The following is a 22,924-nucleotide window of genomic DNA, read 5'->3' on the forward strand; positions in this document are numbered from 1 at the left end:
ATTCTATGCAGACTCAGGAACAGATTGCCGCGCCCAGTGCGCTGGAGCGCCGTATCGATGTCATTGTTGCCCTCGCCGATGTAGAGCGCGAGGTTGAGCAGCGCCTCAAACGGATGTCGAAGACGGTCAAGATGGCCGGCTTCCGTCCCGGCAAGGTGCCCTTCAAGATGGTCGCCCAGACCTATGGCGAGCAGACTCGTTCCGAAGCCATCGGGGCGGCGCTGGATCACGCCTTTGGTGAGAAAGTGCGCGAACAGAAATTGCGTGTTGCCGGCTATCCGCGCATCGAACCGAAGCCGACTGCGAATGACAGTCAGCTCGAGTTCTCCGCTGTGTTCGAAGTCTATCCGGAGGTGGTGCTGGGTGATGTTTCGGCGCGCGAAATCGAGAAACAGACTCTGGTCGTCGGCGATGTGGAAGTCGACAAGACCATCGAGGCCTTGCGCAAGCAGCGCGTGACCTATGCTGCCGCCGCGCGACCGGCGCAGAAGGAAGACCGCGTGGTCATCGATTTTCTCGGCCGTCTTGATGGAACCGAATTCCCGGGCGGCAAGGCCGACGATTTCGCCCTGGTGCTGGGCGCGGGGCGCATGCTGCCGGATTTTGAAAAGGGCGTGGAAGGCATCAGTGCTGGCGAAAAGCGCACCATCGATGTGAACTTTCCCGAGGACTATAACAACAAGGAACTGGCCGGCAAGACCGCGCAGTTCGAGATCACTTGCAAGAGCGTCGAGGCGACGCAACTGCCTCCGATCGATGCGGAATTCGCCAGGCAGCTCGGCATCGCTGATGGCGATGTGGCGAAAATGCGTAGCGAAGTGCGGGCCAATCTGGAGCGCGAAGTCAATAAGCGTCTGCAGCAGAAGATCAAGACCAGCGTGATGGAAATCCTGCTCGACGTGACGCCGGTCGACGTGCCAAAATCACTGGTCGAATCGGAATCGCGCCAGATGGCGGAACAAATGGTGCGCGACATGGAAGCCCGCGGCATGTCGGCCAAGGGCATGCCGCCGCTCGATCCTGCCCTGTTTATCGAACCGGCCATCCGGCGCGTCAAGCTCGGCCTGATTTTTGCCGAGTTAGTCAAGGCCAGGGAACTGCATGCCAGGCCGGAGCAAGTCAAGACCGTAGTGGAAGATTTTGCCGCGACCTTCGAGGATCCCAAGGAAGTCGTGCGCTGGTATTACTCTCAACCGCAGCGACTGGCCGAGGCCGAGGCGCTGGCGGTGGAAAACAATGTGGTGGAATGGGTGCTGGCAACGGCCAAAACCAGGGAAGTGCCGGCAATCTTTGACGAGTTGATGGGCAATGCGGCATGATGCTGCCAAAGTGCAAGCGCAGTAATTACTGACAGGAAATCGACATGAAACAGCAACGGGATTGGGATCCCCAAAACCTCGGCATGGTGCCGATGGTGATCGAAACCAGCGGCCGCGGCGAACGTGCCTACGATATCTATTCCCGGCTGCTGAAGGAGCGCGTGGTGTTCCTGGTCGGCCCGGTGAATGATGCGACGGCGAACCTCGTCGTGGCGCAGCTGCTGTTCCTCGAATCGGAAAACCCGGACAAGGATATTTCCTTCTATATCAACTCGCCGGGCGGATCGGTGACGGCGGGGCTGGCGATCTACGACACCATGCAGTTCATCAAGCCGGATGTGTCCACGCTGTGTGTCGGCCAGGCGGCATCGATGGGAGCTTTCCTGCTCGCTGCGGGCGCCAAGGGTAAACGTTTCGCGCTGCCCAACGCACGCATGATGATTCATCAGCCATCGGGCGGGTCCCAGGGACAGGCTTCGGATATCGAAATTCAGGCGCGCGAGATCCTGTATCTGCGCGAGCGCCTGAACGGTCTTCTGGCCAAGCATACTGGCCAGCCGATCGAACGCATTGCCAAGGATACGGATCGAGACAATTTTCTTTCGGCAGAAGCCGCCGTCGAATATGGCCTGATCGACAAGGTGCTGGCCAACCGTACCGAAGCTGGATGATTATTCTTTTGCCGAGAACCAAGAGAACTGCGCGGAGAACACCATGACGGACAAGAAGGCAGGTAACGAGAAATTGCTGTACTGCTCCTTCTGCGGCAAGAGCCAGCATGAAGTGAAGAAATTGATCGCCGGGCCGTCGGTGTTCATCTGCGATGAGTGCATCGAGCTTTGCAACGATATCATTCGCGACGAGATCAATGCCGATACGGGTGGCAAGACCGCGCGCGATCTGCCGACGCCGAGCGAAATTTTCAGCCTGCTCGACCAGTATGTAATCGGTCAGCATAAGGCCAAACGCATACTTTCCGTGGCGGTGTACAACCACTACAAGCGTTTGCGTTACCAGCAAAAGGGCGATGCCGACGTCGAATTGTCCAAGAGCAACATCCTGCTCATCGGCCCGACCGGCTCGGGCAAGACGCTGCTCGCGCAAACCCTGGCGCGTCTGCTCAATGTTCCCTTCGTGATGGCCGATGCGACGACGCTCACCGAAGCCGGCTACGTCGGCGAGGATGTCGAGAACATCATCCAGAAATTGCTGCAGAAGTGTGATTATGACGTCGAGAAAGCGCAACAGGGTATTGTGTATATTGACGAGATCGACAAGATCTCGCGCAAATCCGACAACCCGTCGATTACCCGCGACGTGTCGGGGGAGGGCGTGCAGCAGGCGCTGCTGAAGCTGATCGAGGGCACCATGGCGGCGGTGCCGCCACAAGGCGGGCGCAAGCATCCGAATCAGGACTTCGTCCAGGTCGACACGACCAATATCCTTTTCGTTTGCGGCGGGGCGTTCGATGGTCTCGACAAGGTGATCCGCAATCGCTCCGAAAAAGCCGGCATTGGCTTTTCCGCCACGGTGCGCAGCAAGGATAATCGGGATGTAACGGAAACCCTGAAGGGTGTCGAGCCGGAGGATCTCATCAAGTTCGGCCTGATTCCGGAATTCGTTGGCCGACTGCCGGTGGTTGCCACGTTGCAGGAACTCGATGAGGCGGCTCTGGTCCAAATTCTGGTTGAGCCAAAGAATGCGCTGGTCAAGCAGTATGAAAAGCTGTTCTCGATGGAAGGCGTGGAGCTCGAAATCCGCCCGGGCGCGCTTCAGGCTGTTGCGAAAAAGGCCTTGAAACGCAAAACAGGCGCACGCGGCTTGCGCTCCATTCTCGAAAATGCACTGCTGGACACGATGTACGAACTGCCGGCACAGGAGAATGTGACCAAGGTCGTGATCGACGAAAACACGATCGAGGGCAACGCCAAGCCCCTTATGATCTACGCCGACCAACCCAAGTTTTCCAGTTCAAATTAACGCGCATTGTCGCTAGCACCACCCTCGAGTATGAAAATGCGTAAAGACAAATTGAACGTCCCCCACCCCATACCCCGCCCCAGGGCGGGGCTGCCAATTGGCTCGTTGCGCTCGATATCACAATGGGCTCTGTTTCTGCTTTTTCACGTTAATTCGAATAAACCCAACTCAGGGTAGGGTAAATCGGGGCGGGCTTGAATAAGCCCCGGGCGCCCCCAACTAGAGCAAGCAACTTATACATACAAGGATTAGCCATGTCAGGCGAACTCGATCTGCCCCAGGAAAAACTTCAATTGCCATTGCTCCCCCTGCGGGATGTGGTGGTGTTTCCGCATATGGTCATTCCGCTTTTTGTCGGCCGTCCCAAATCGATCAAGGCGCTCGAGATGGCAATGGAGTCCGGCAAGAGCATCCTCCTGGTGGCGCAAAAATCCGCCGCCAAGGATGAGCCGGATACCAGCGATCTGTACCAGATCGGCTGCATTTCCAACATCCTGCAAATGCTCAAGCTGCCGGACGGCACAGTCAAGGTGCTGGTCGAAGGTGCGCAGCGCGCCAGACTGGAGTCTGTGACGGATCAGGGGACCGTGTTCATCGCCGAGGTGACGCCGGTGCAGACCGACGAGCAGGGCGGACATGAAGTCGAGGCCATGCGCCGCGCCATCCTGGCGCAGTTCGACCAGTACGTGAAACTGAACAAGAAAATACCGCCGGAAATCCTGACCTCGCTGGCCGGGATTGAAGAAGCCGGCCGTCTTGCCGACACCATTGCCGCCCACCTGCCGCTCAAACTCGAACTCAAGCAGGAGGTGCTGGAGATGTTCGAGGTTGCCGATCGTCTCGAAAAACTGCTTGGTCAGCTCGAAACCGAACTCGACATCCTGCAGGTGGAAAAACGCATCCGCGGCCGCGTCAAGCGCCAGATGGAGAAGAGCCAGCGCGAGTACTACCTCAACGAGCAGGTCAAGGCCATCCAGAAAGAACTCGGCGAAGGCGAAGGCGGCGCCGAGCTCGACGAGATGGAAAAGAAGATCAAGACCGCGGGCATGAGCAAGGAAGCCATGACCAAGGTCGAGTCCGAACTGAAGAAACTCAAGATGATGTCGCCCATGTCGGCCGAGGCCTCCGTGGTGCGCAACTACATCGAGACGCTGCTCGGCCTGCCGTGGAAGAAGAAGTCGCGTATTTCGAAGGACATCGCGGCCGCCGAGAAAATTCTCGACAAGGATCACTATGGTCTGGAGAAGGTCAAGGAGCGCATCGTCGAATATCTCGCTGTGCAGCAGCGCGTGGACAAGCTCAAGGCGCCAATCCTCTGCCTCGTCGGCCCGCCCGGCGTGGGCAAGACCTCGCTCGGCCAGTCGATCGCCAGGGCCACCAACCGCAAGTTCATCCGCATGGCACTGGGCGGTGTGCGCGACGAAGCCGAGATTCGCGGCCATCGCCGTACCTATATCGGTTCCATGCCGGGCAAGATCCTGCAGAGCATGAGCAAGGGCGGGGTCAAGAATCCGTTGTTCCTGCTCGACGAAGTCGACAAGATGGGCCAGGATTTTCGCGGCGACCCGTCGTCGGCGTTGCTGGAGGTGTTGGATCCAGAGCAGAACCACACCTTCCAGGATCACTATGTCGAGGTTGACTTCGACCTTTCCGACGTCATGTTCGTCGCCACGGCCAACACGCTCAATATTCCCGCGGCGCTGCTTGACCGCATGGAAGTGATTCGCCTCTCGGGTTACACCGAGGATGAAAAGGTCAACATCGCGCAGCGCTATCTGCTGGCCAAGCAGATGAAGACCAATGGCGTCAAACGCGACGAGTTGACCGTCACCGAGGATGCCATCCGCGACATCGTGCGCTACTACACACGCGAAGCCGGCGTGCGTGCCCTTGAGCGCGATTTGTCGAAAATCTGCCGCAAGGTGGTCAAGGCGCTGGTAGTCAGGCCGCGCAAGAACCGCATCGTGGTGAATCCGAAAAATCTCGATAAATATCTCGGCGTGCGCCGCTACAGTTTTGGCATTGCCGAAAAAGACAATCAGGTGGGCCAGGTAACCGGTCTGGCCTGGACCGAAGTCGGCGGCGAATTGCTCACCATCGAAGCCGTGGTGTTGCCCGGCAAGGGCAATACCATGACCACCGGCAAGCTTGGCGAAGTGATGCAGGAGTCGATCAAGGCGGCGCTGTCGGTAGTGAGGAAACGCTCCAAGTCGCTCGGCATCAAGGATGATTTCTACCAAAGCAATGACATCCACATTCACCTGCCGGAAGGCGCGACGCCGAAGGACGGGCCGTCTGCCGGCATCGCCATTTGCACGGCGCTCACTTCGGCGCTGACCGGCATTCCGGTGCGCGCCGATGTGGCGATGACGGGCGAGATCACGCTGCGCGGCGAAGTGCTGCCGATCGGTGGCTTGAAGGAAAAGCTGCTGGCCGCCGTGCGCGGCGGGATTCGTCTTGCTCTGATTCCGGAAGAGAACATCAAGGATCTCGCCGAGATTCCGGATACGATCAAGAACAAGATCGAAATCCAGCCGGTGAAATGGATCGACAAGGTGCTGGAAATCGCGCTCGAACGCGCGCCGACCCCGCTGCCCGACGAACCTGTCGTCGAAGCGGTGGCCGCGGTTGCGCCGGCAGCAGTGGCCCCAGTGGAATCCAAGGGCCCTGGTTTTCACTAAAACAGGCTGTGGCACAAAAGCAAACGCCGCCTGCGGGCGGCGTTTGCTTTTGTGCTGAAAAGTGTTGATGCCGGGTTCTGCCTGATTCAGCTCGAATGGTGCGCTAATGCCGCTTTCACATAGGCAATAAACAGCGGATGCCCGACGCGCGGGTTGGAAGTGAACTCGGGGTGGAACTGCACGCCGACGAACCAGGGGTGCTGGTCCTGCGGCAGTTCCATCATCTCCGGCAGGTTTTCGGTGGGTGTGCGTGCCGAGATGATCATGCCTTTGGCTTCGAGCTTGGGTACGTAGGTATTGTTGACCTCGTAGCGGTGGCGGTGGCGTTCGTTGACTTCATCGCCATAGATCGAGGCGGCCATGGTGCCGGCCTTGATCGGACAGCGCTGCGCGCCGAGACGCATGGTGCCGCCGAGATTGGAGTTCTCGTCGCGGTGCTCGACCATGCCTTCACGGTCCAGCCATTCAGTGATCAGCGCCACCACCGGATGCGGCGTTTCGGGATCGAGTTCGGTGCTGTGTGCGCCGGCAAGGCCTGCTACGTCACGTGCATATTCGATTACCGCGAGTTGCATGCCGAGACAGATGCCGAGGTAGGGCACCTTGTTTTCACGCGCATAGCGGATCGCAGCGATCTTGCCTTCGGTGCCGCGCTTGCCGAAGCCGCCTGGCACCAGTACAGCATCCATGCCCTTTAACGCAGCGCAACCCGTGCGCTCGATTTCCTCAGAGTCGACGTAATGAATCCTGATCTTGCAACTGGTGTGCATGCCGGCATGGAACAGCGCTTCGGTAAGCGACTTGTACGACTCGGTGAGATCGACATACTTGCCGACAAAGGCGATATTCACTTCGTGCGCGGGTTTTTCCAGCGCGCTGACCAGTTTCTCCCACACCTTGAGGTCGGCAGCGCGGGCCAGGATGCCGAGCTTGTGGCAGACGATCTCATCCAGCATCTGGTCGTGCAGCATGGCCGGAATCTTGTAAATGCTATCGGCATCAACCACGGATATGACGGCGTTCGGCTGCACGTTGGTAAACAGCGCAATCTTGCGTTTCTCTTCTTCCGGCACCGGCCGGTCGGCACGACAGAGCAGCACGTCGGGCTGGATGCCGATTTCGCGCAGTTCCTTGACCGAGTGCTGGGTCGGCTTGGTCTTCAGTTCGCCCGCGGTGGGGATGTAGGGCAGCAGTGTGAGGTGAATGTAGCAGGCGTTGCTGTGGCCTTCCTCAAATCCGATCTGGCGGATGGCTTCGAGAAAGGGTAGCGATTCGATGTCGCCCACGGTGCCGCCGACTTCGATGATCGCCACATCGGCGCCTTCCGCGCCACGCTTGATAAAGAGCTTGATTTCATCGGTGATGTGCGGGATCACCTGCACCGTCTTGCCGAGATATTCGCCGCGCCGCTCTTTCTTGATCACCGACTCATAAATCTGGCCGGTGGTGAAGTTGTTGCGCTTGCTCATTTTGGCGCTGGTGAAGCGCTCGTAGTGGCCGAGATCGAGATCGGTTTCGGCGCCGTCTTCGGTAACGAATACCTCGCCATGCTGGAACGGACTCATGGTGCCCGGATCGACATTGATATAGGGATCGAGCTTGAGGTGGGTGACCTTGATGCTGCGCGATTCGAGAATGGCACCGAGCGATGCAGCGGCAATGCCTTTGCCCAGCGAGGACACGACACCACCGGTAACGAATACGAATTTAGTCATGAGAACTACTGCCGCTGGAAAGTCGCATGATAGCGGAAAGGGTTGTATGCCTCAATCCGTGTGCCCGGAAACACGCAAAAAATCGCGCGATGAATCGAGTAAAATCATTGTCCCCACGCTGCGTGGCGCTTTGCCGGGCGGTCGTAAATTCAACTCCAGGAGTCTTTATGAGCTCATCGATTTTCGCCGCGGTGGAGATGGCCCCGCGCGATCCCATCCTCGGACTGACTGAAGCCTTCAACGCCGACACCCGCGCCACCAAGGTCAATCTCGGCGTTGGCGTGTATTACGACGAGAACGGCAAACTGCCTTTGCTGGGCGCCGTCAAGGCCGCGGAGAAGGTGCGTCTCGAAGCTGCCCCGGCACGCGGCTATCAGCCCATCGAGGGTCTCGCTGCCTACAATCAGGCAGTGCAGAACCTGGTCTTTGGTGCGAACTCGGCTGTAGTGCGTGAAAACCGCGTGATCACCTTCGAAGCACTGGGCGGCACCGGCGCGCTCAAGGTTGGCGCCGACTATCTCAAGCGCCTGTTGCCCTATGCCAAGCTCATCATTAGCGATCCAAGCTGGGAAAACCATCGCGCCCTGTTCGAGGGTGCCGGATTCACGGTCGACACCTACACCTATTTCGATCCCGCCACACGCGGCGTGAATTTCGCGGGCATGAAGGCCTCGCTCAATGCGCTGCCGGCTGGCAGCATCGTGCTGCTCCATGCCTGCTGCCACAACCCGACCGGTGCCGACCTCACTGCCGCGCAGTGGAAGGAAGTGGTCGAGATCGTCAAGGCGCGCGATCTTGTGCCTTTCGTCGACATGGCCTATCAGGGCTTCGCCGAAGGCATCGAACCGGATGGCATTGCGCCGCGCCTGTTTGCCGATGCCGGGCTTGATATGTTCGTTTCCAGCTCTTTCTCAAAATCCTTTTCGCTTTACGGCGAACGTGTCGGTGCGCTGTCTATCGTCGCCGCCAGCAAGGACGAAGCGGCGCGCGTTCTGTCGCAGGTCAAGCGCGTGATTCGCACCAATTATTCCAATCCGCCCACCCACGGCGGCGCCATCGTCGCGGCCGTGCTGTCCAGCCCCGAACTGCGCCAGCAGTGGGAAGGCGAACTGGCCGGCATGCGCGACCGCATCCGCGCCATGCGTACCGGCTTGGTCGATAAGCTCAAGGCGCGCAAGGTGGCGCAGGACTTTTCCTTCATCGCCCGGCAACGCGGCATGTTTTCCTACACCGGCCTTACCGTGGATCAAGTGGAGCGGCTCATGAGCGAGTTCGGCATCTATGCCGTCAGTACCGGCCGTGTCTGCATGGCGGCATTGAACTCGCGCAACATCGATTATGTCGCCGACGCCATTGCCGCCGTGCTCAAGGCATGATTTTTTTGTGGCGTTTCTTGCAGTGACAAGGGCCTCCGGGCTATAATCCGCGCCGCTTCCGATCCCCGATAGCTCAGTCGGTAGAGCGCCGGACTGTTAATCCGTAGGTCCCTGGTTCGAGCCCAGGTCGGGGAGCCAAGGAATTTTTGTGGTTCTTGCACTTAGCCCAGCCATCGCGGTTGGGTTTTTGCATTTTTGAGCCCGGAAGCGAGATTTTGGGAACCGTAGGCGATCGCAATAGTGAAAGTCCGGTGGTCGGTATAGGGGGTAGTCCGGCGGTGGCTATCGACACTAGGGCTTGGATCCGGGCATATCGGCCGCACATACCAAGTCAGCCGACAACGAGGTATCGCGATGAATGTCCTGTTCAACAACCCGCTGCTATACGTGATCGATTATCCGGGACATGCTGCCTTGGAGATTTTGGATAAGCGCAATGGTCGGATGGGTTTGTTGCGTGGCTCGACTGCCGACCGCATGCGCGGCGAATTTAGCCAGTTCCTGACGCAAGAGCACGATCAGGAGGAATTTGAAGATTTCATTGATTCCTATGAGGCCATCCTCGATCATTCGGTATCGCGCCACTGATTTCGCCCAGACGGATCCCGCCAGACTCAATTTATGCCCCAAACCGCCTCCACGTCCCAAACCGCCTATTGCTACCACTGCGGCAGACACCATCCTGTGGAAGAGATGCGCCAGATTGCAACCAAGGCAGGAAGAAAATGGCGGTGCCTCAAGAGCATTGAAGCCACCAAAGCAGGAATAGCTCAAAGGGATGCATTTGGACGGCGGGTTTCTGAAATCAATAAGGCGGAAGCTCAAGCAAAGCTGAGAATCATCAAAGAGATTCAAGGGTGACGACCTGCTCTTGGGTGCTTTCCTGAACGCTTGAGCCAAATCAGGCTTTGTACGATGCCCTGTAGGACCCCTGAGCTTAAATTATCTACAGCTTCCAAAATCAGAAAATTGCTAAGCAAGAAATAAAGTACTCGCTGACCATCAACCTAATGCACCCGAATCTTTCAGAGCAACACGAGCGATACTTTCTGCTCACTCTCGCGGGTATTCAGTTCAGTCACATTCTGGACTTTATGATCATGATGCCACTCGGACCAATTCTCATGGCCGCGTTCGGTATAGGTACGCACGAGTTTGGCTTACTGGTTGCGTCATATAGTTTCAGTGCCGCAATATCCGGAATACTCGCCGCAACCTTTGTCGACCGTTTCGAGCGCAAGCGTTTGCTACTGATCGTGTTCGCCCTGTTTGGCCTGGCTACACTAACCTGTGGCCTTGCTCCAGGCTATGCCACCCTTATCATTGCCCGAGGTTTGGCAGGGGCTTTCGGCGGAATAATGGGTGCGTTAGTTCAAACCATGGTGGCTGACGTTATTCCCTATGGTCGGCGAGCCAAAGCCAGCGGTACAGTGTCAGTTGCATTCTCGATTTCGACTGTTGCGGGGGTTCCGCTATCGCTATGGATGGCAAACCAATTCCAATGGCGTATCCCCTTCATTTTTATTGCTATCCTTACGATATTGCTCATTCTCGTCGGCCTACGCTTTTTGCCGGAGATGCGCCATCATTTGAGTGCAGAGAAGCGTGCCCATCCCTTCTCAGCAATATTCACCGTACTTCGCGATCCTAATCATTTAAGGGCGTTACTGTTTTCGGCTCTCATCATCTTCTCCGGCTTTACGGTTATTCCCTACATTACCGTTTATGCCGTAGGCAATGTCGGCATCTCACTATACGATATCCCTCTCGTTTATCTAGTCGGAGGCACAGCGACGCTTTTCACAGCACGGCGGATTGGACATTGGGCGGACTTGGGTGGAAAGGCCAAGGTTTACCGCTTAGTTGCAGCTAGTGCGATGTTGCCGCTAATCGTTGTTACTCATATCGGGGCCATACCTCTTTGGGCATGGGTGACCTGCACAACCGCATTCTTTGTCATGGTTTCTGGAAGGATGATTCCTGCAATGGCCATCATCTCCTCTGCGGCACAACCCAAACTACGTGGCACGTTTATGTCGCTCAACGGTACAGTGCAATCCCTTGCGATGGGTCTTGCAACTACGCTGGCAGGTTTTATGATTACCCAAAACAGTGAAGGCAAGATTGTTGGTTACGGTTGGGTTGGCATCGTAGCGGTTGCAGCGAACTTGCTGGCAATCTGGTTCGTCACTCGGATCGTTGTACATGAACCACATGCTGCTGTTCCTGTTGTTGCGCCGAAATAGCATGAGCCCGGATCATCACGCTCGGCCTCCAATCCTCATAGTGGTTCGACTTTGATGGCTTGGCTGTATCCAGCTGAGGGATTCGTTGGGCCAATTCTCCATCTTGAGCCAATGATTTACAGGTTTGCCGGTTACTTATGGCAACCATGATGGACGATCTGGCAATGTTTGCTTTGGCGTTCTGCTGATCCGAGAATAGATACATTACATTTTCCGACTAGATTGCATTTCAAGTAAAGGCAACATATGGCAACCAAGGGACTCAATCTGCAAGATTTGTTTCTGAACGCTTTGCGCCGCGAGCACATTCCAGTATCGATGTTCCTCGTCAATAGCATTAAGCCTTCAAGGCCAAGTGGAATCCTCCGATCAGTATGTGGTTCTTCTTAAGAATAACGGCACTCAGGTGGTCTATAAGCATGCGATTTCGACAATACTACCCGACGACGCGCTCCGTTAACAGAGCCGGCCCCGTTTGATTGGACAGGATTTCCACGGAGATAAGTGGAGCCTTGCGGTGTAGCGATATCCACGGCGCGGCCCGCCGAAGGTTCCTCTAGACCGTAGGTGGGTTGCACGGTGGATATCGCGCATCATGCAGCGATGCTTTCCTGCGGCAGACTGGCGAAGTAAATCGCATCCGGTGTCTTGCCGTCAAATGACTGATGCGGCCGGCGGATGTTGTAGAAGTTCAGGTAGGCCCCCAGGCTGGCCTTGGCGATCGATACCGAATCGTAGGCCTTGATGACGCTCTTCCACAGCCGCTCGATGAAGGCGTTGTCGCGCCAGCAGCCCTTGCCGTCCATGCATGCTCTTGCTCCATTTCATGGCCCTGGCGGGCCGTGGGTTGAGCAAAGCTATCACTTATCTCCCTGTCCGAATTCCCGGGGCTGGCTCTGAAGCAGGCTGGGAAACAGAAACGGCTCCAGCTTGAGTCTACCTTTGGCGATCTAGGCGCCTACTGAATCCGCCAGGATTAATTTTCCGGCGAACTCATTGCAGCCTTATTGACAGCCTGGAGGGTGTTGCGGAACTGATCAATATCGGTTCTGTTTACCCCTGAAAAAATCTCCGTTTCGATTTGATCGATGATCTTGTCGCAGCGACCAAGAAGGTCGTGGCCCATTGGTGTCAGGCTGACGAGAAGAATTCTCTTGTTATCGGGGTTTTCTTCCTTTGTGATCAAGTTGCTCCGCTCAAGGGCGCAGATAGTTTCATTCATCGATTGGGGCGTCACGCTATAGCGCCGCGATATTTCCGCGGACGACAGCGATTTTCTGCCTCGCAGCATGCTCATCACCGTGTATTTCACCGCCGTCAGTTTGCTTGCGGCAAGTTTGCTGTCGATTTTTTTCCGAAGCGCGTAGTGCAGCCGCGACAAAAGATAGATGGTACGGGGAGATGCCATTCCACAACTCCGTTGGGACACGCCTTGCTAGATTTTTTAAGTATATCAGAAGCCCTGATATTAGCGTTTCCGGATATTGCCGCCGGTTCCTTCCGAGTACCTCGGCAGATTTTCCTGAAGGCGTGTCTCACAGAGTTGACAAGATTGGTGGTCATTGGTATTCTTTTCATAAGATTCGGGTATACCAAATAATATACAATGCATTCCAATCATATCTAGAGGAATAATACATGAAAATCAACAGGGTCGAGCTTATTCCCATCTCCATCCCGACTAAGCACGGTGGCACCAAGATGATGAGGGGCATCGCCATGCCGGCGTTTACCGAGAGCTTGGTGTTGAAGTTGCATACCGACGAGGGGGTGATGGGATTCTCCGAGTGCGGCGATACCTCGTCGTGGTACCAAGGCGAGACGCAGAGCTCGATCATGACCATGATCCGCGACTTCTTCGCGCCGAAGATTCTCCTGGGGGAGGATCCCACCAAGATCGAGAAGATTGTCGGGCTGATGGACACGATAGCGCGTGACAACAACCAGGCCAAGGCGACGGTGGACTTCGCGCTGCATGACCTGGTCGGCAAGATCCTCGGCGTGCCGGTCTCGACCCTGCTCGGCGGCAAGACGATAGACCGCATTCCGCTAGGCCTGGTGATCATGGGGGCGACGCCGCAGGCAGCGGTGGACAAGGCGCTCAAGGTGCTGAAGGCGGGCTTCCACTTCGTCAAGTTCAAGTCCACCACGGTGGTCAAAGATGACATCGCCATTGTCGCCGAACTGCGGGCGGCAGTGGGCGATGATGTGGAACTGTTCGTCGACGTCAACGGGGCGTGGACCTACGACCAGGCGCTGGTGGCCATACGCGGCATGGAGAAATGCAACCTGTCGAAGATCGAGCAGCCTTTGCCGGAGTGGGACATCGAGGGGATGGCACGGCTGCGCGGCAAGGTGTCGATGCCGATTTATGCCGACGAGTCGGCGCGCGAGCTGCACCACTTGCACGACATCATCACTAAACGGGCGGCAGACGGACTGATGCTCAAGCTCCAGAAGGCCGGCGGCTTGCTCAAGGCGCAGCGCTGGCTGACGATGGCACGCTTGGCGAACATGCCGGTGATCTGCGGCTGCATGGCCAGCACGGGGGTCGAGGCGAGTCCGGCGGCACATCTGCTGGCGGCGAACGAATGGATATCCCGTTTCCCGCAGGAGAACGCTGGGCCGTTGCACCTGCATCAGTGCCTGAACAGCAGGGACATCAAGGACGACCTGGCGCTCAATCCGCCGCGCTACGAGGATGGGTTCCTGTATCCGCCAGAAGGTCCCGGCCTTGGCGTCGATCTCAACGAAGAGCTTTTGCAGCGATGGATCACGCCCGGTAAGAAGATTCAAGTTATCGAGGCCCGATGATGGCCGCTCAGCGTATGGAGGAAGGCAAATGAAACCGTATCGATCCCCGTGGATGAACGAGGAACTGGATGCACTGCGGGTCACGGCGCGGCGCTTCTTCGAAAAGGAAGTGGCACCTTACGCCGAGAAGTGGCGGCGGCAGGGCAAGATCGACCGCGAGGTGTGGCGTAAGGCCGGAGAGTTGGGCCTGCTGTGCATGGGCATCGCGGAGAAGTACGGCGGTGGCGGCGGTACCTTCGCCCATGAAGTGGTGATGATCGAGGAGCAGGCGCGCGTGGCCGACACCGCCTTCCCCTTCGTGCCTGGTAGCTGCGGTGGTCCCTACGGCTTGCTGCGGAGTGGCTCGGACGAGCAGGTCAAGAGGTGGATGCCCAAGCTGGCAAGCGGCGAGCACTTTATCGCCGCCTGTATCACCGAGCCCTCCGGCGGTAGCGACGTGCGCAGCCTGCGCGCGACGGCGAAACGCGAGGGTGACGAGTATGTGATCAACGGTAGCAAGACTTTCATCACGATGGCCAGCCAGGCCGATCTGGCGATGGTCATGGCGCGCGACTCGGAAACCAACGAATTGACCTCGTTCATGGTGGAGGTAGCCAAGTCGCCTGGATTCAAGCTCGGGCGGCGGCTGGAGAAGGTAGGCCAGCACGGCATCGACACCCATGAAGTCTTCCTCGAGGATCTGCGTGTGCCCGCGGAAAATGCCTTGCGCGGGCGCGACCGGGGCTTCGCCTCGGGAGAGATCACCGGTTTCAACCGGGAGCGAGTGGTGATTGCTTGCAGCGCGATCGCTACTGCCGAGCGGGCGGTGGAACTGGCGGTGGAATATACCAAGCAGCGCAAGATGTTCGGTCAGACCGAATGGGACTTCCAGAACACGCGCATCAAACTGGCGGAGTGTGCGACCGAGGCGCGCATTGGTCGGGTCTTCATCGATTACCTGATCAGCCGCGTCATGGCCGGTGAGGTGATCGATGGGGCGGAATCGGCCATGGCCAAGACCTGGTGCACGGAGAAGCAGAACCGCATCATTGATGAATGCCTGCAATTTTTCGGTGGTTACGGCTACATGATGGAATACCCGATCGCCCAGCTGTTTGTCGATGCGCGCGTGCAAAAGATTTATGGTGGTGCGAACGAGGCGCTCAAGGGCGTCATCGCCAAGGCCCTCTGAGAACGGTTGCGGGCGGGATAGCGGCCATGGTAAACGCCCGGCGCTGTTCCGTGGCGGTTCGCTGTTTCAGATAAACATGCAGTATTTACGCATGCCGCTACATTGTTTAGTGATGCCTTATTTTACTTATTGTATATTTTAAATATATTTATGTAACAGATATTGACAATAATGGTATTCTTACTTAGGCTTATAAGTATACCTGATACTAACAACTGAATATGGAGTGGACATGAAAATCGCAAACTCGGACAAGAAAAACAACCTATGACCCACTTTATGACGACGGGAGGATTGAAAGGCCTGCGCGTGCTCGATCTCGGACACGCGCTGGCGGCACCGTTCTGCAGCCAGATGCTGGCTGACCATGGCGCCGACGTGATCAAAATTGAACCGCCCGACGGCGACATGTCGCGTCGCATTGGTCCCTTTACAGATGACGACAATACGCGCGAGTACGGCGGCATGTTTCAGTCATGCAACCGCAATAAGCGTGGCATGGTCATCGACTTCAAGAACGCCGAGGGACGGGAAGTTTTTTTAAAGATGGTGGACAATGCCGACGTCCTCATCGAGAACTTTCGCTCCGGCGTGATGGAACGGCTGGGCCTAAGCTATGAGGTGCTGTCTAAACGCAATCCGCGCCTGGTCTATACCTCGATCCGCGGTTTTGGCGATCCGCGTGGCGGCAAGACTGCCTATACAGACTGGCCAGCTGTGGACATCGTCGCCCAGGCGATGGGTGGCCTGATGAGCATCACCGGTCCTGATGCAGGTTCGCCAATGCGTGTCGGCGGCGGCCCCGGCGATACCATACCGGGGCTGTTCGCAGCCTACGCGACCCTGGTGGCGGTACTGGAGTCCCGCATTTCGGGCAAGGGCCAGTATGTAGACGTATCCATGATCGACAGCATGGTTGCGCTTTTTGAACCATTGACTGTCACCTACACGTACACCGGCGTACCGGCGCGCCCTGGCGGCAGTCGCATGCCCGGCATAGCCCCCTTTGGCCGCGTCGCCACCAAGGACGGCTTCGCCGTCATTGCAGTGTCGGCTGGGCGCGGCTGGGAATTGTGCTGCGAGATTATTGGTCGGACAGATTTGATTGCCGATCCACGTTTTTCGACCCATGCCGCGCGCGGCGCCAACCCGGACGAGGTCTATGCGGCCATTGAGGAATTTACACGCCAGCATACCTGCGCCGAGCTGCTCGCCTTGTTCGGCGGCAAGATTCCGTTTGCGCCGGTCTACGATTCCGTGGACATCTTCAATGATCCCTATTTCAAGGTGCGTGAGATGCTGCCTCAGGTCGAGCAGCCAGGGTCAAAACGGAAGGTGACCGTGGCCGGCGTGCCACAGAAGCTAAGCCGCACGCCGGGGGGGGTATACCAGCGCGCCCCGACCCTGGGCGAACATACCGACGACATACTGGGCGAGATCGGCTTGAGTGCCGAGGAGATCGCTTTGTTGCATCAGAGCGGTGCCATTGCCTGACCTGAGCCGGAACAAATCGCAAATGCTAGGAGAAATCTGAAGATGACACCGTACCGCTCCCCGTGGATGAATGAAGAGCTGGAGGTCCTGCGCGCAACCGCACGCCGCTTTTTCGAGAAAGAGGTGGCGGCCCACGACCTACGCTGGCGCAAGAACGGGAAGATAGACCGTGAAGTCTGGCGCAAGGCCGGCGAACTGGGTCTGCTTTGCATGGGCATTCCCGAAGAGTTCGGCGGCCATGGCGCCAGCTTTGCTCATGAAGTGGTAGTGATCGAAGAACAGTCACGGGTGGCCGACACAGCTCTCCCCTATGTTCCCGGCAGCTGCGGCGGGCCCTATATGCTGTTGAAGAACGCCACTCGAGAGCAGACGCTGAAGTGGATGCCGAAGCTGGTCAGCGGCGAGCACTTCATCGCCGTGTGCGTTACCGAGCCGGGTGGCGGTAGCGATGTCGCGGGCATACGCAGCACCGCCCGCCGTGTCGGTGACGAATACGTGATCAATGGCAGCAAGACCTTTGTCACCATGGGCAGCCAAGCCGATCTGGCCATCGTCGCTGCGCGCACTGGCGGTCCCGGCAAGGATGGCATGTCCATGTTCATGGTCGAAGTCGCAAAATCGCCTGGTTTCCAACTTGGGCGCCGGTTGGAAAAAGTCGGCCAGCATTCGATCGATACTCATGAGGTATTTCTCGAGGATCTGCACGTACCGGCTGAAAACCTTCTGGGCGGAGTAGAAGGCAAGGCCTTCGCCGGGGCCATGAGCGGTTTTCATCGAGAACGCCTGGTCATCGCCGCAAGCGCCATTGCCACCGCCGAGCGGGCAGTTGAACTGACGGTCGAATATGCCAAGCAGCGCCAGATGTTCCAGCAGACCCTGTGGAATTTTCAGAACACCCGCATCAAGCTGGCCGAGTGTGCAACCGAAGCACGAATCGGACGTGTCTTCCTGGACAGCCTGATCAGCCGTGTACTCGCCGATGATCCCCTGGATGAGGCGACCTCAGCTATGGCCAAGTGGTGGTGCTCCGACAAGCAGAATCGGATTATCGATGAGTGCCTGCAGTTCTTTGGTGGCTATGGCTACATGATGGAATACCCGATCGCCAAGCTGTTCGTGGACGCGCGGGTGCAAAAGATTTATGGCGGCGCCAACGAAGCGCTCAAAGGAATCATTGCCAAATCTCTCTGAGAGACGCGGCTGGAACGAGGCAAGGGGTACGAACAAGCGGTCGGGGAATGGTCCCGATCGCAGCATTAATAATAGATAAGGAGGATTGATGATGGCAGCAACCATACTGGGCAATCTTGCACAGAAACAAGGATGGATCGGTGGCTGGGCGGACTTGGGCGGCGCTGTCCTCCCGGTCAATGAGCCTGCCACCGGCGAGCTTATGGCCGAGGTCGCCCTGGCCAATCCTGCTGATGTCAGGCGCGCGGCCAAGGCGGCCCGCGAGGCGCAGTGCGCTTGGGCATCGCTGCCCTTCCTCGACCGGGCGGCGATCTTTCGCCGCGCTGTCGTGGTGCTGGAACGAGAGCAGGAAGAGCTCGCCAGTTGGATAGTACGCGAGACTGGCGGCATCCTGCCGAAGGCGCAATTTGAAATTGGCTCGGTGATCAATCTGCTGCACGAGGCAGCGGCCATGCTGACACAGCCTCGTGGCTTGATCCTGCCGAGCAATGAGGGCACCCTGAGCTACGCGCGCCGCGTTCCGCACGGCGTGGTTGGCGTGATATCACCGTTCAACTTTCCCTTCCTGCTTTCTGCCCGCGCCTTGTTACCGGCGCTGGCGACCGGCAACGCAGTGGTGCTCAAGCCCGATCCGCGCACTCCGGTCAGTGGTGGACTGCTCCACGCGCTGTTGTTCGAAGCTGCGGGTCTGCCGGCTAATGTGCTGCAGGTCTTGCCTGGCGAAGCCGATGCCGGGGAGTCACTGGTTACCGACCCGGACGTCACCATGATCTCCTTTACCGGATCGACAGCTGCCGGACGACGCGTTGGAGAACTGGCCGGCAAGCATTTGAAGAAGGTCGCGCTGGAACTCGGTGGCAAGAATTCGATGATCATTCTCGACGATGCCGACCTCGATGCAGCGACTTCCTGCGGCGCCTTCGCCTCATGGATGCACCAAGGGCAGGTATGCATGAGCGCCGGCCGCCATCTGGTCCATGAGAAGATCGCCGCAGAGTATGTCAAACGCATGACGGAAAAGGCCAAGCATCTGCCGGTAGGTGACCCATACCGGGAGAATGTTGCTCTCGGTCCGCTGATCACCGCCAAGCAGGTGGAGAAAGTCACTCGCATCGTCACCGAGTCCGTTGCCGCCGGTGCAAGGCTGCAGGCCGGTGGCACCGCCAAGGGTTTGTTCTATAGCCCGACGGTGCTCGACGGCGTTACGCCCGGTATGGCGGTGTTCCGCGAAGAGATCTTCGGACCGGTTGTTGCCGTGACCACTTTCTCCACTGACGAGGAGGCAATCCAACTCGCCAACGATACCGAGCACGGTCTGTCCGCGGGCATCATCTCCAATTCGCTGATGCGGGCCCGGGCAATTGCCGAGCGCCTGAATGTCGGCCTGGTGCACATCAATGACCAAACTGTTCAGGACGATGGACTGATGCCGATGGGCGGACGTGGCTCCTCAGGTAATGGTTCGCGTCATGGCGGGCCGGCCAACTGGGATGAATTCACCCAGTGGCAGTGGGTGACCTACAAGAATGCTCCGCCCCCGTACCCGTTCTGAACCGCGCCTTTTGGTGAAAGATAACGTCTTGCAAGCAGATCCCGACATCGACGCTGTTGCCAGCACCTTGGCCGGTTTTCTTGCCGACCGGCACCGGCTTTTCATCGGTGGCAAGTGGCTGTCCGCAGCTTCAGAAGCGACCATGGATGTCGTCAATCCGGCTACAGGGCGGGTCTTCGCCAGTGTTGCCTCGGGCGCGGCGGCTGATGTCGATCTGGCGGTGCGTGCGGCGAGAGCAGCCTTCGAGGCCGGCCCTTGGCCTACCCTGCAGCCGAGCGAGCGCGCCCGGCTGTTGTGGCGGCTGGCCGACGCGCTAGAGGCGCACGGGGACGAATTCGCCTTGCTCGAGACGCTCAACAACGGCATGCCCTTCAAGACGGCGCGCCTCAAGACGATTCACTCGTCTGTCGAATCCCTGCGCTACAACGCTGGCTGGGCGACCAAGCTGGCTGGCGAAGTACCGTCGTTGTCCCTGCCTGGAGAATGGCACGGCTATACCCAGCGTGAGCCGATCGGCGTTGTGGCGCAGATCGTGCCGTGGAACGCGCCGCTGGCCATCTCTGTTGGCAAGATCGCCCCGGCCCTGGCTGCCGGCTGCACCATCGTCCTCAAGCCAGCCGAACAGACACCGTTGACAGCATTGCGTCTGGCGCAATTGGTTGAGAGCGTCGGCTTCCCGCCCGGAGTAGTCAATATTGTGACCGGCTCAGGTTCGGTTGCTGGCGCCGCGCTGGCCTCCCATCCGGACGTAGACAAGATTTCCTTCACCGGTTCGACGCGGGTTGGCAAGGAGATTCTCGCTGCGGCAAGCGGCAATATGAAACGCGTCGCCTTGGAACTCGGTGGCAAATCGCCCGTGTTCATATTCTCCGATGCCGATATTGAGAGTGCCATTGAGGCTACGGCTCTGGGTATTTTTTCAAACTCCGGCCAGATATGCGCCGCCGGGTCCCGCATGTACGCTCACGAGAGTGTATTCGACCGGGTAGTCGATGGTATCGCCGAGAGGGCCGCCAGGTTAAAGGTTGGGCCGGGGATACATCCCGAGACCGAGATCGGACCGGTCATTTCCAAAGAACAACAAATACGCGTGAGCGACTACATCGCTAGTGGCCGGAGAGAAGGCGCCAAAGTGGTTGTCGGCGGCCACGCCATCAAGTGCGATGGCTTTTTTATCGAGCCCACGGTATTGACCTGCGCAACTTCGGCGTTTACCGCCGTGCGTGAAGAAATCTTCGGCCCCGTTCTGTGCGCCATGAGCTTCGACGGCGACGATCTGGAAGGCCTAGCGCGCCAGGCCAACGACACAGTGTATGGGCTTTCCGCGAGCATCTGGACACGAGATCTGAGCATGGCGCATCGCTTCGCGCGCAGGATCAAGGCGGGCAACATCAGGATTAACGCGCCATCCATAGCGCTCGATTTGGCGCTGCCCTTCGGTGGCTACAAGCAGTCTGGATGGGGACGAGAGTTCAGTCGCGAAGGCGTCGAAGCTTACACCGAACTCAAATCTGTGGCCATACGTCTATGACGGTTGGTTCATCGAATCGGCGGGTGAAGTTTTTGCTGTAGGAAGTTGGAGGGACTGTATAGAAAAGATTTTGTCAAGAAAAGGAGGAGTTGGGTTGCAAAGCATTGATGTCTTCACTAAACCCGGGGCCGGCACATGCTCATGCCTGACCCCAGACAGTCTCCGGCGTTGCCGGAAATAATTAACCAGGAGGAGAAGCATGAATACAGAAACACGGCAGTCGAAATTAATAGGCATCGCGTTGCGCCCGCTAACAGCGGCGATGTTGGCCTGTGGCCTTATCGGTAGCACTTACGGTTTCACAATCAACACCGATAATCCAGACATCACCGCAAGTTGGGGCAATACGCTGCGCTACAACATTGGCGTACGGACCCATAAACGTGATCCTGTCATCGCCAATACCATGACCAACGATGAGAGCGAGTATTTGCACGACAAGGGCGACGTGGTCACCAACCGGCTCGACCTGTTGACAGAGTTTGACTTCGATTACAAAAAACAGATAGGCTTCCGCGTCAGCGCGGCGGCTTGGGATGATGTGGCTTTCCACAATAACGTACACACCGCCCCCGGGTTGACGAATGTGGGCAGCTACACCAACAACCAGTTTTCATCCTACATGAAGCGCTACTACAGGGGTATCAGCGGCGAGTGGCTTGATGCCTACGTGTATGGCAACTTCGACTTGGGGTCGATGCCTGGCAACCTGAAGGTTGGACGTAATGCGGTACTCTGGGGCGAAGCGATATCGCTGTCCAATCACAGCGTCTCGTATAACCAGACACCCAGCGACGGCAGGAAGGCTATTGCCAATCCAGGCATTACCGCGAAGGAGGCGGCACGGCCCATCGGTCAGGTTTACGCAACCTTGCAGCTAAACCCGGAACTGGTGCTGGCGGGACAGTACTATTACGAATGGGAACAGAACACCGCGCCGGAAGGCGGCTCCTATCTCGGCGTTGCCGATTTCATCATGCGCGGGCCAAACCGGTTTTGTCTTTCTCCAGCCGGTCCTTGCCTCGCCAATGCTGGCTTGAAGAAGCCGGATCAGTCGGGCGACTGGGGCCTCAGTTTGCGCTGGAAGCCGGACTGGCTAGGTGACGGAACGCTAGGTTTTTACGCCCGTGAGTTTGCCGAACGCAACGCTTGGACTAACGTCAGTCCACCGACCGGACGGTACATATTCTCCTTCGCGGAGGGTACCAAACTCTATGGAGTCAGCCTGTCAAAAAATATTGGCGGGGTCAGTGTCGGTGCGGAACTGCTCACCCGTCATAACACGGCCCTGCAGGCGGCGTCCACCGATGCGAATCTCCAGGGACCGCGCGGTAATACCACACACGCGCTGATCAATGGACAAATCCAGTTTGGAACGACGCCGGTATGGAGTTCCGCAGTTCTTTCGGCGGAACTGGCCTACGCCAAACTAAGAAGCATCACGTCCAATGAAGCCCGGTTCAAGAAATGCGTCAACGGCCAAAATACCAGCTCCGGCTGTTCGACAAACTCCAACTGGGTGACGGCCTTGTCGTTCAGCCCGACTTGGACTGCCGTCTCACCGGGTTGGGACCTCACCGCGGCGGCCAGGCTGGTCTACGGTCTCAGTGGGAATACGCCTGTCCTCAGCAATTCTTCCGGACGGGAGCGTGCCGGTTCGTACTCTTTATCGCTCGCCCTCGATTACAACGCACAACACAATTTCGCCCTGGCGTATAACGGCTATCTTGCGACCTACAAAGCGAATGCGGCCCACACGGCGATTGCCACCAGCAACGGTGACCAGTTGCAGGATCGTAACTGGGTGTCATTCACATACCAAACATCTTTTTAATGCGGCAATAGGAGGAATAC

At 57.7% G+C, this 22,924-nt stretch carries 17 protein-coding genes, 1 tRNA gene and 2 pseudogenes; 17 read left to right on the forward strand and 3 right to left on the reverse strand.

The window, feature by feature from the left end:
- The first annotated feature begins 5 nt into the window (after positions 1-5).
- The 4 genes from tig to lon all read left to right on the forward strand — a co-directional run bounded on the left by tig (position 6) and on the right by lon (position 5,980).
- Positions 6-1,319 (forward strand): trigger factor, encoded by a 1,314-nt coding sequence (tig, locus tag K5E80_RS00760; RefSeq protein ID WP_220634357.1) that lies wholly within the window; start codon positions 6-8, stop codon positions 1,317-1,319.
- 44 nt (positions 1,320-1,363) lie between these two features.
- A complete protein-coding gene (clpP, locus tag K5E80_RS00765; RefSeq protein WP_220634358.1) occupies positions 1,364-1,990 on the forward strand; it encodes an ATP-dependent Clp endopeptidase proteolytic subunit ClpP in 627 nt (208 codons plus the stop codon).
- 43 nt (positions 1,991-2,033) lie between these two features.
- Positions 2,034-3,299, forward strand: a complete 1,266-nt coding sequence (clpX, locus tag K5E80_RS00770) for an ATP-dependent Clp protease ATP-binding subunit ClpX (RefSeq protein ID WP_220634359.1) — start codon at positions 2,034-2,036, stop codon at positions 3,297-3,299.
- Positions 3,300-3,553: 254 nt separating this feature from the next.
- A complete protein-coding gene (lon, locus tag K5E80_RS00775; RefSeq protein WP_220634360.1) occupies positions 3,554-5,980 on the forward strand; it encodes an endopeptidase La in 2,427 nt (808 codons plus the stop codon).
- Positions 5,981-6,066: 86 nt separating this feature from the next.
- On the opposite strand, the gene pyrG is transcribed toward lon, so the two are convergent.
- Positions 6,067-7,695, reverse strand: coding sequence for a CTP synthase (gene pyrG, locus K5E80_RS00780; RefSeq protein WP_220634361.1), 1,629 nt, complete (start codon positions 7,693-7,695; stop codon positions 6,067-6,069).
- A gap of 167 nt (positions 7,696-7,862) precedes the next feature.
- Here pyrG and K5E80_RS00785 point away from each other — a divergent pair, with 167 nt between their 5' ends.
- The 6 genes and pseudogenes from K5E80_RS00785 to hfq all read left to right on the forward strand — a co-directional run bounded on the left by K5E80_RS00785 (position 7,863) and on the right by hfq (position 11,777).
- Positions 7,863-9,071: an amino acid aminotransferase gene (locus K5E80_RS00785; RefSeq protein WP_220634362.1), complete on the forward strand. Its 1,209-nt coding sequence runs from the start codon at positions 7,863-7,865 to the stop codon at positions 9,069-9,071.
- 62 nt (positions 9,072-9,133) lie between these two features.
- Positions 9,134-9,209 (forward strand) — tRNA-Asn (locus K5E80_RS00790).
- Between the two features lie 216 nt (positions 9,210-9,425).
- On the forward strand, positions 9,426-9,659 hold the full coding sequence (locus tag K5E80_RS00795) for a DUF3567 family protein (protein ID WP_220634363.1): 234 nt from the start codon (positions 9,426-9,428) through the stop codon (positions 9,657-9,659).
- A gap of 96 nt (positions 9,660-9,755) precedes the next feature.
- On the forward strand, positions 9,756-9,932 hold the full coding sequence (locus K5E80_RS00800; protein ID WP_220634364.1) for a hypothetical protein: 177 nt from the start codon (positions 9,756-9,758) through the stop codon (positions 9,930-9,932).
- A gap of 149 nt (positions 9,933-10,081) precedes the next feature.
- Positions 10,082-11,317, forward strand: a complete 1,236-nt coding sequence (locus tag K5E80_RS00805; RefSeq protein ID WP_220634365.1) for an MFS transporter — start codon at positions 10,082-10,084, stop codon at positions 11,315-11,317.
- 246 nt (positions 11,318-11,563) lie between these two features.
- A pseudogene (hfq, locus tag K5E80_RS00810) lies at positions 11,564-11,777 on the forward strand (RNA chaperone Hfq).
- A gap of 133 nt (positions 11,778-11,910) precedes the next feature.
- Here hfq and K5E80_RS00815 read toward each other — a convergent pair.
- Positions 11,911-12,138 (reverse strand): annotated as a pseudogene (locus tag K5E80_RS00815) (integrase core domain-containing protein); the annotation flags it as partial.
- A gap of 155 nt (positions 12,139-12,293) precedes the next feature.
- The gene (locus K5E80_RS00820) at positions 12,294-12,725 is read right to left on the reverse strand and encodes a MarR family winged helix-turn-helix transcriptional regulator (protein WP_220634367.1); all 432 of its coding nucleotides are present in this window, start codon (positions 12,723-12,725) and stop codon (positions 12,294-12,296) included.
- A gap of 230 nt (positions 12,726-12,955) precedes the next feature.
- Between K5E80_RS00820 and K5E80_RS00825 the strand changes: the two genes are divergently transcribed.
- The 7 genes from K5E80_RS00825 to K5E80_RS00855 all read left to right on the forward strand — a co-directional run bounded on the left by K5E80_RS00825 (position 12,956) and on the right by K5E80_RS00855 (position 22,904).
- Entirely contained in the window at positions 12,956-14,131 is a 1,176-nt protein-coding gene (locus K5E80_RS00825) for a mandelate racemase/muconate lactonizing enzyme family protein (RefSeq protein WP_220634368.1), read from the forward strand.
- Positions 14,132-14,159: 28 nt separating this feature from the next.
- Complete coding sequence (locus K5E80_RS00830) at positions 14,160-15,302, forward strand: acyl-CoA dehydrogenase family protein (RefSeq protein ID WP_220634369.1); 1,143 nt, start codon at positions 14,160-14,162, stop codon at positions 15,300-15,302.
- A 267-nt stretch (positions 15,303-15,569) separates the two neighbouring features.
- A complete protein-coding gene (locus K5E80_RS00835; RefSeq protein ID WP_220634370.1) occupies positions 15,570-16,796 on the forward strand; it encodes a CaiB/BaiF CoA transferase family protein in 1,227 nt (408 codons plus the stop codon).
- Between the two features lie 42 nt (positions 16,797-16,838).
- Positions 16,839-17,987 carry an acyl-CoA dehydrogenase family protein gene (locus tag K5E80_RS00840; RefSeq protein ID WP_220634371.1) on the forward strand — a complete coding sequence of 383 codons (1,149 nt, stop codon included), beginning with the start codon at positions 16,839-16,841 and terminating at the stop codon, positions 17,985-17,987.
- Positions 17,988-18,075: 88 nt separating this feature from the next.
- Positions 18,076-19,539 (forward strand): benzaldehyde dehydrogenase, encoded by a 1,464-nt coding sequence (locus K5E80_RS00845; RefSeq protein WP_246590814.1) that lies wholly within the window; start codon positions 18,076-18,078, stop codon positions 19,537-19,539.
- Between the two features lie 28 nt (positions 19,540-19,567).
- Positions 19,568-21,070: an aldehyde dehydrogenase family protein gene (locus K5E80_RS00850; protein ID WP_220634372.1), complete on the forward strand. Its 1,503-nt coding sequence runs from the start codon at positions 19,568-19,570 to the stop codon at positions 21,068-21,070.
- A gap of 199 nt (positions 21,071-21,269) precedes the next feature.
- Complete coding sequence (locus tag K5E80_RS00855) at positions 21,270-22,904, forward strand: DUF1302 domain-containing protein (RefSeq protein WP_220634373.1); 1,635 nt, start codon at positions 21,270-21,272, stop codon at positions 22,902-22,904.
- Positions 22,905-22,924: the final 20 nt, after the last annotated feature.

Origin of the sequence: Georgfuchsia toluolica (genome assembly GCF_907163265.1) — a bacterium.
Lineage (GTDB): Bacteria > Pseudomonadota > Gammaproteobacteria > Burkholderiales > Rhodocyclaceae > Georgfuchsia > Georgfuchsia toluolica.

Bases quoted from the DNA above. Each gene is read 5' to 3' on its own strand.
- K5E80_RS00845 (WP_246590814.1), top strand. From the start codon at position 18,076: ATGATGGCAGCAACCATACTGGGCAATCTTGCACAGAAACAAGGATGG.
- K5E80_RS00855 (WP_220634373.1), top strand. From the start codon at position 21,270: ATGAATACAGAAACACGGCAGTCGAAATTAATAGGCATCGCGTTGCGC.
- K5E80_RS00785 (WP_220634362.1), top strand. From the start codon at position 7,863: ATGAGCTCATCGATTTTCGCCGCGGTGGAGATGGCCCCGCGCGATCCC.
- K5E80_RS00820 (WP_220634367.1), bottom strand. From the start codon at position 12,725: ATGGCATCTCCCCGTACCATCTATCTTTTGTCGCGGCTGCACTACGCG.
- lon (WP_220634360.1), top strand. From the start codon at position 3,554: ATGTCAGGCGAACTCGATCTGCCCCAGGAAAAACTTCAATTGCCATTG.
- tig (WP_220634357.1), top strand. From the start codon at position 6: ATGCAGACTCAGGAACAGATTGCCGCGCCCAGTGCGCTGGAGCGCCGT.
- K5E80_RS00840 (WP_220634371.1), top strand. From the start codon at position 16,839: ATGACACCGTACCGCTCCCCGTGGATGAATGAAGAGCTGGAGGTCCTG.
- clpP (WP_220634358.1), top strand. From the start codon at position 1,364: ATGAAACAGCAACGGGATTGGGATCCCCAAAACCTCGGCATGGTGCCG.
- K5E80_RS00830 (WP_220634369.1), top strand. From the start codon at position 14,160: ATGAAACCGTATCGATCCCCGTGGATGAACGAGGAACTGGATGCACTG.
- K5E80_RS00795 (WP_220634363.1), top strand. From the start codon at position 9,426: ATGAATGTCCTGTTCAACAACCCGCTGCTATACGTGATCGATTATCCG.
- pyrG (WP_220634361.1), bottom strand. From the start codon at position 7,695: ATGACTAAATTCGTATTCGTTACCGGTGGTGTCGTGTCCTCGCTGGGC.
- clpX (WP_220634359.1), top strand. From the start codon at position 2,034: ATGACGGACAAGAAGGCAGGTAACGAGAAATTGCTGTACTGCTCCTTC.
- K5E80_RS00805 (WP_220634365.1), top strand. From the start codon at position 10,082: ATGCACCCGAATCTTTCAGAGCAACACGAGCGATACTTTCTGCTCACT.
- K5E80_RS00825 (WP_220634368.1), top strand. From the start codon at position 12,956: ATGAAAATCAACAGGGTCGAGCTTATTCCCATCTCCATCCCGACTAAG.
- K5E80_RS00835 (WP_220634370.1), top strand. From the start codon at position 15,570: ATGACCCACTTTATGACGACGGGAGGATTGAAAGGCCTGCGCGTGCTC.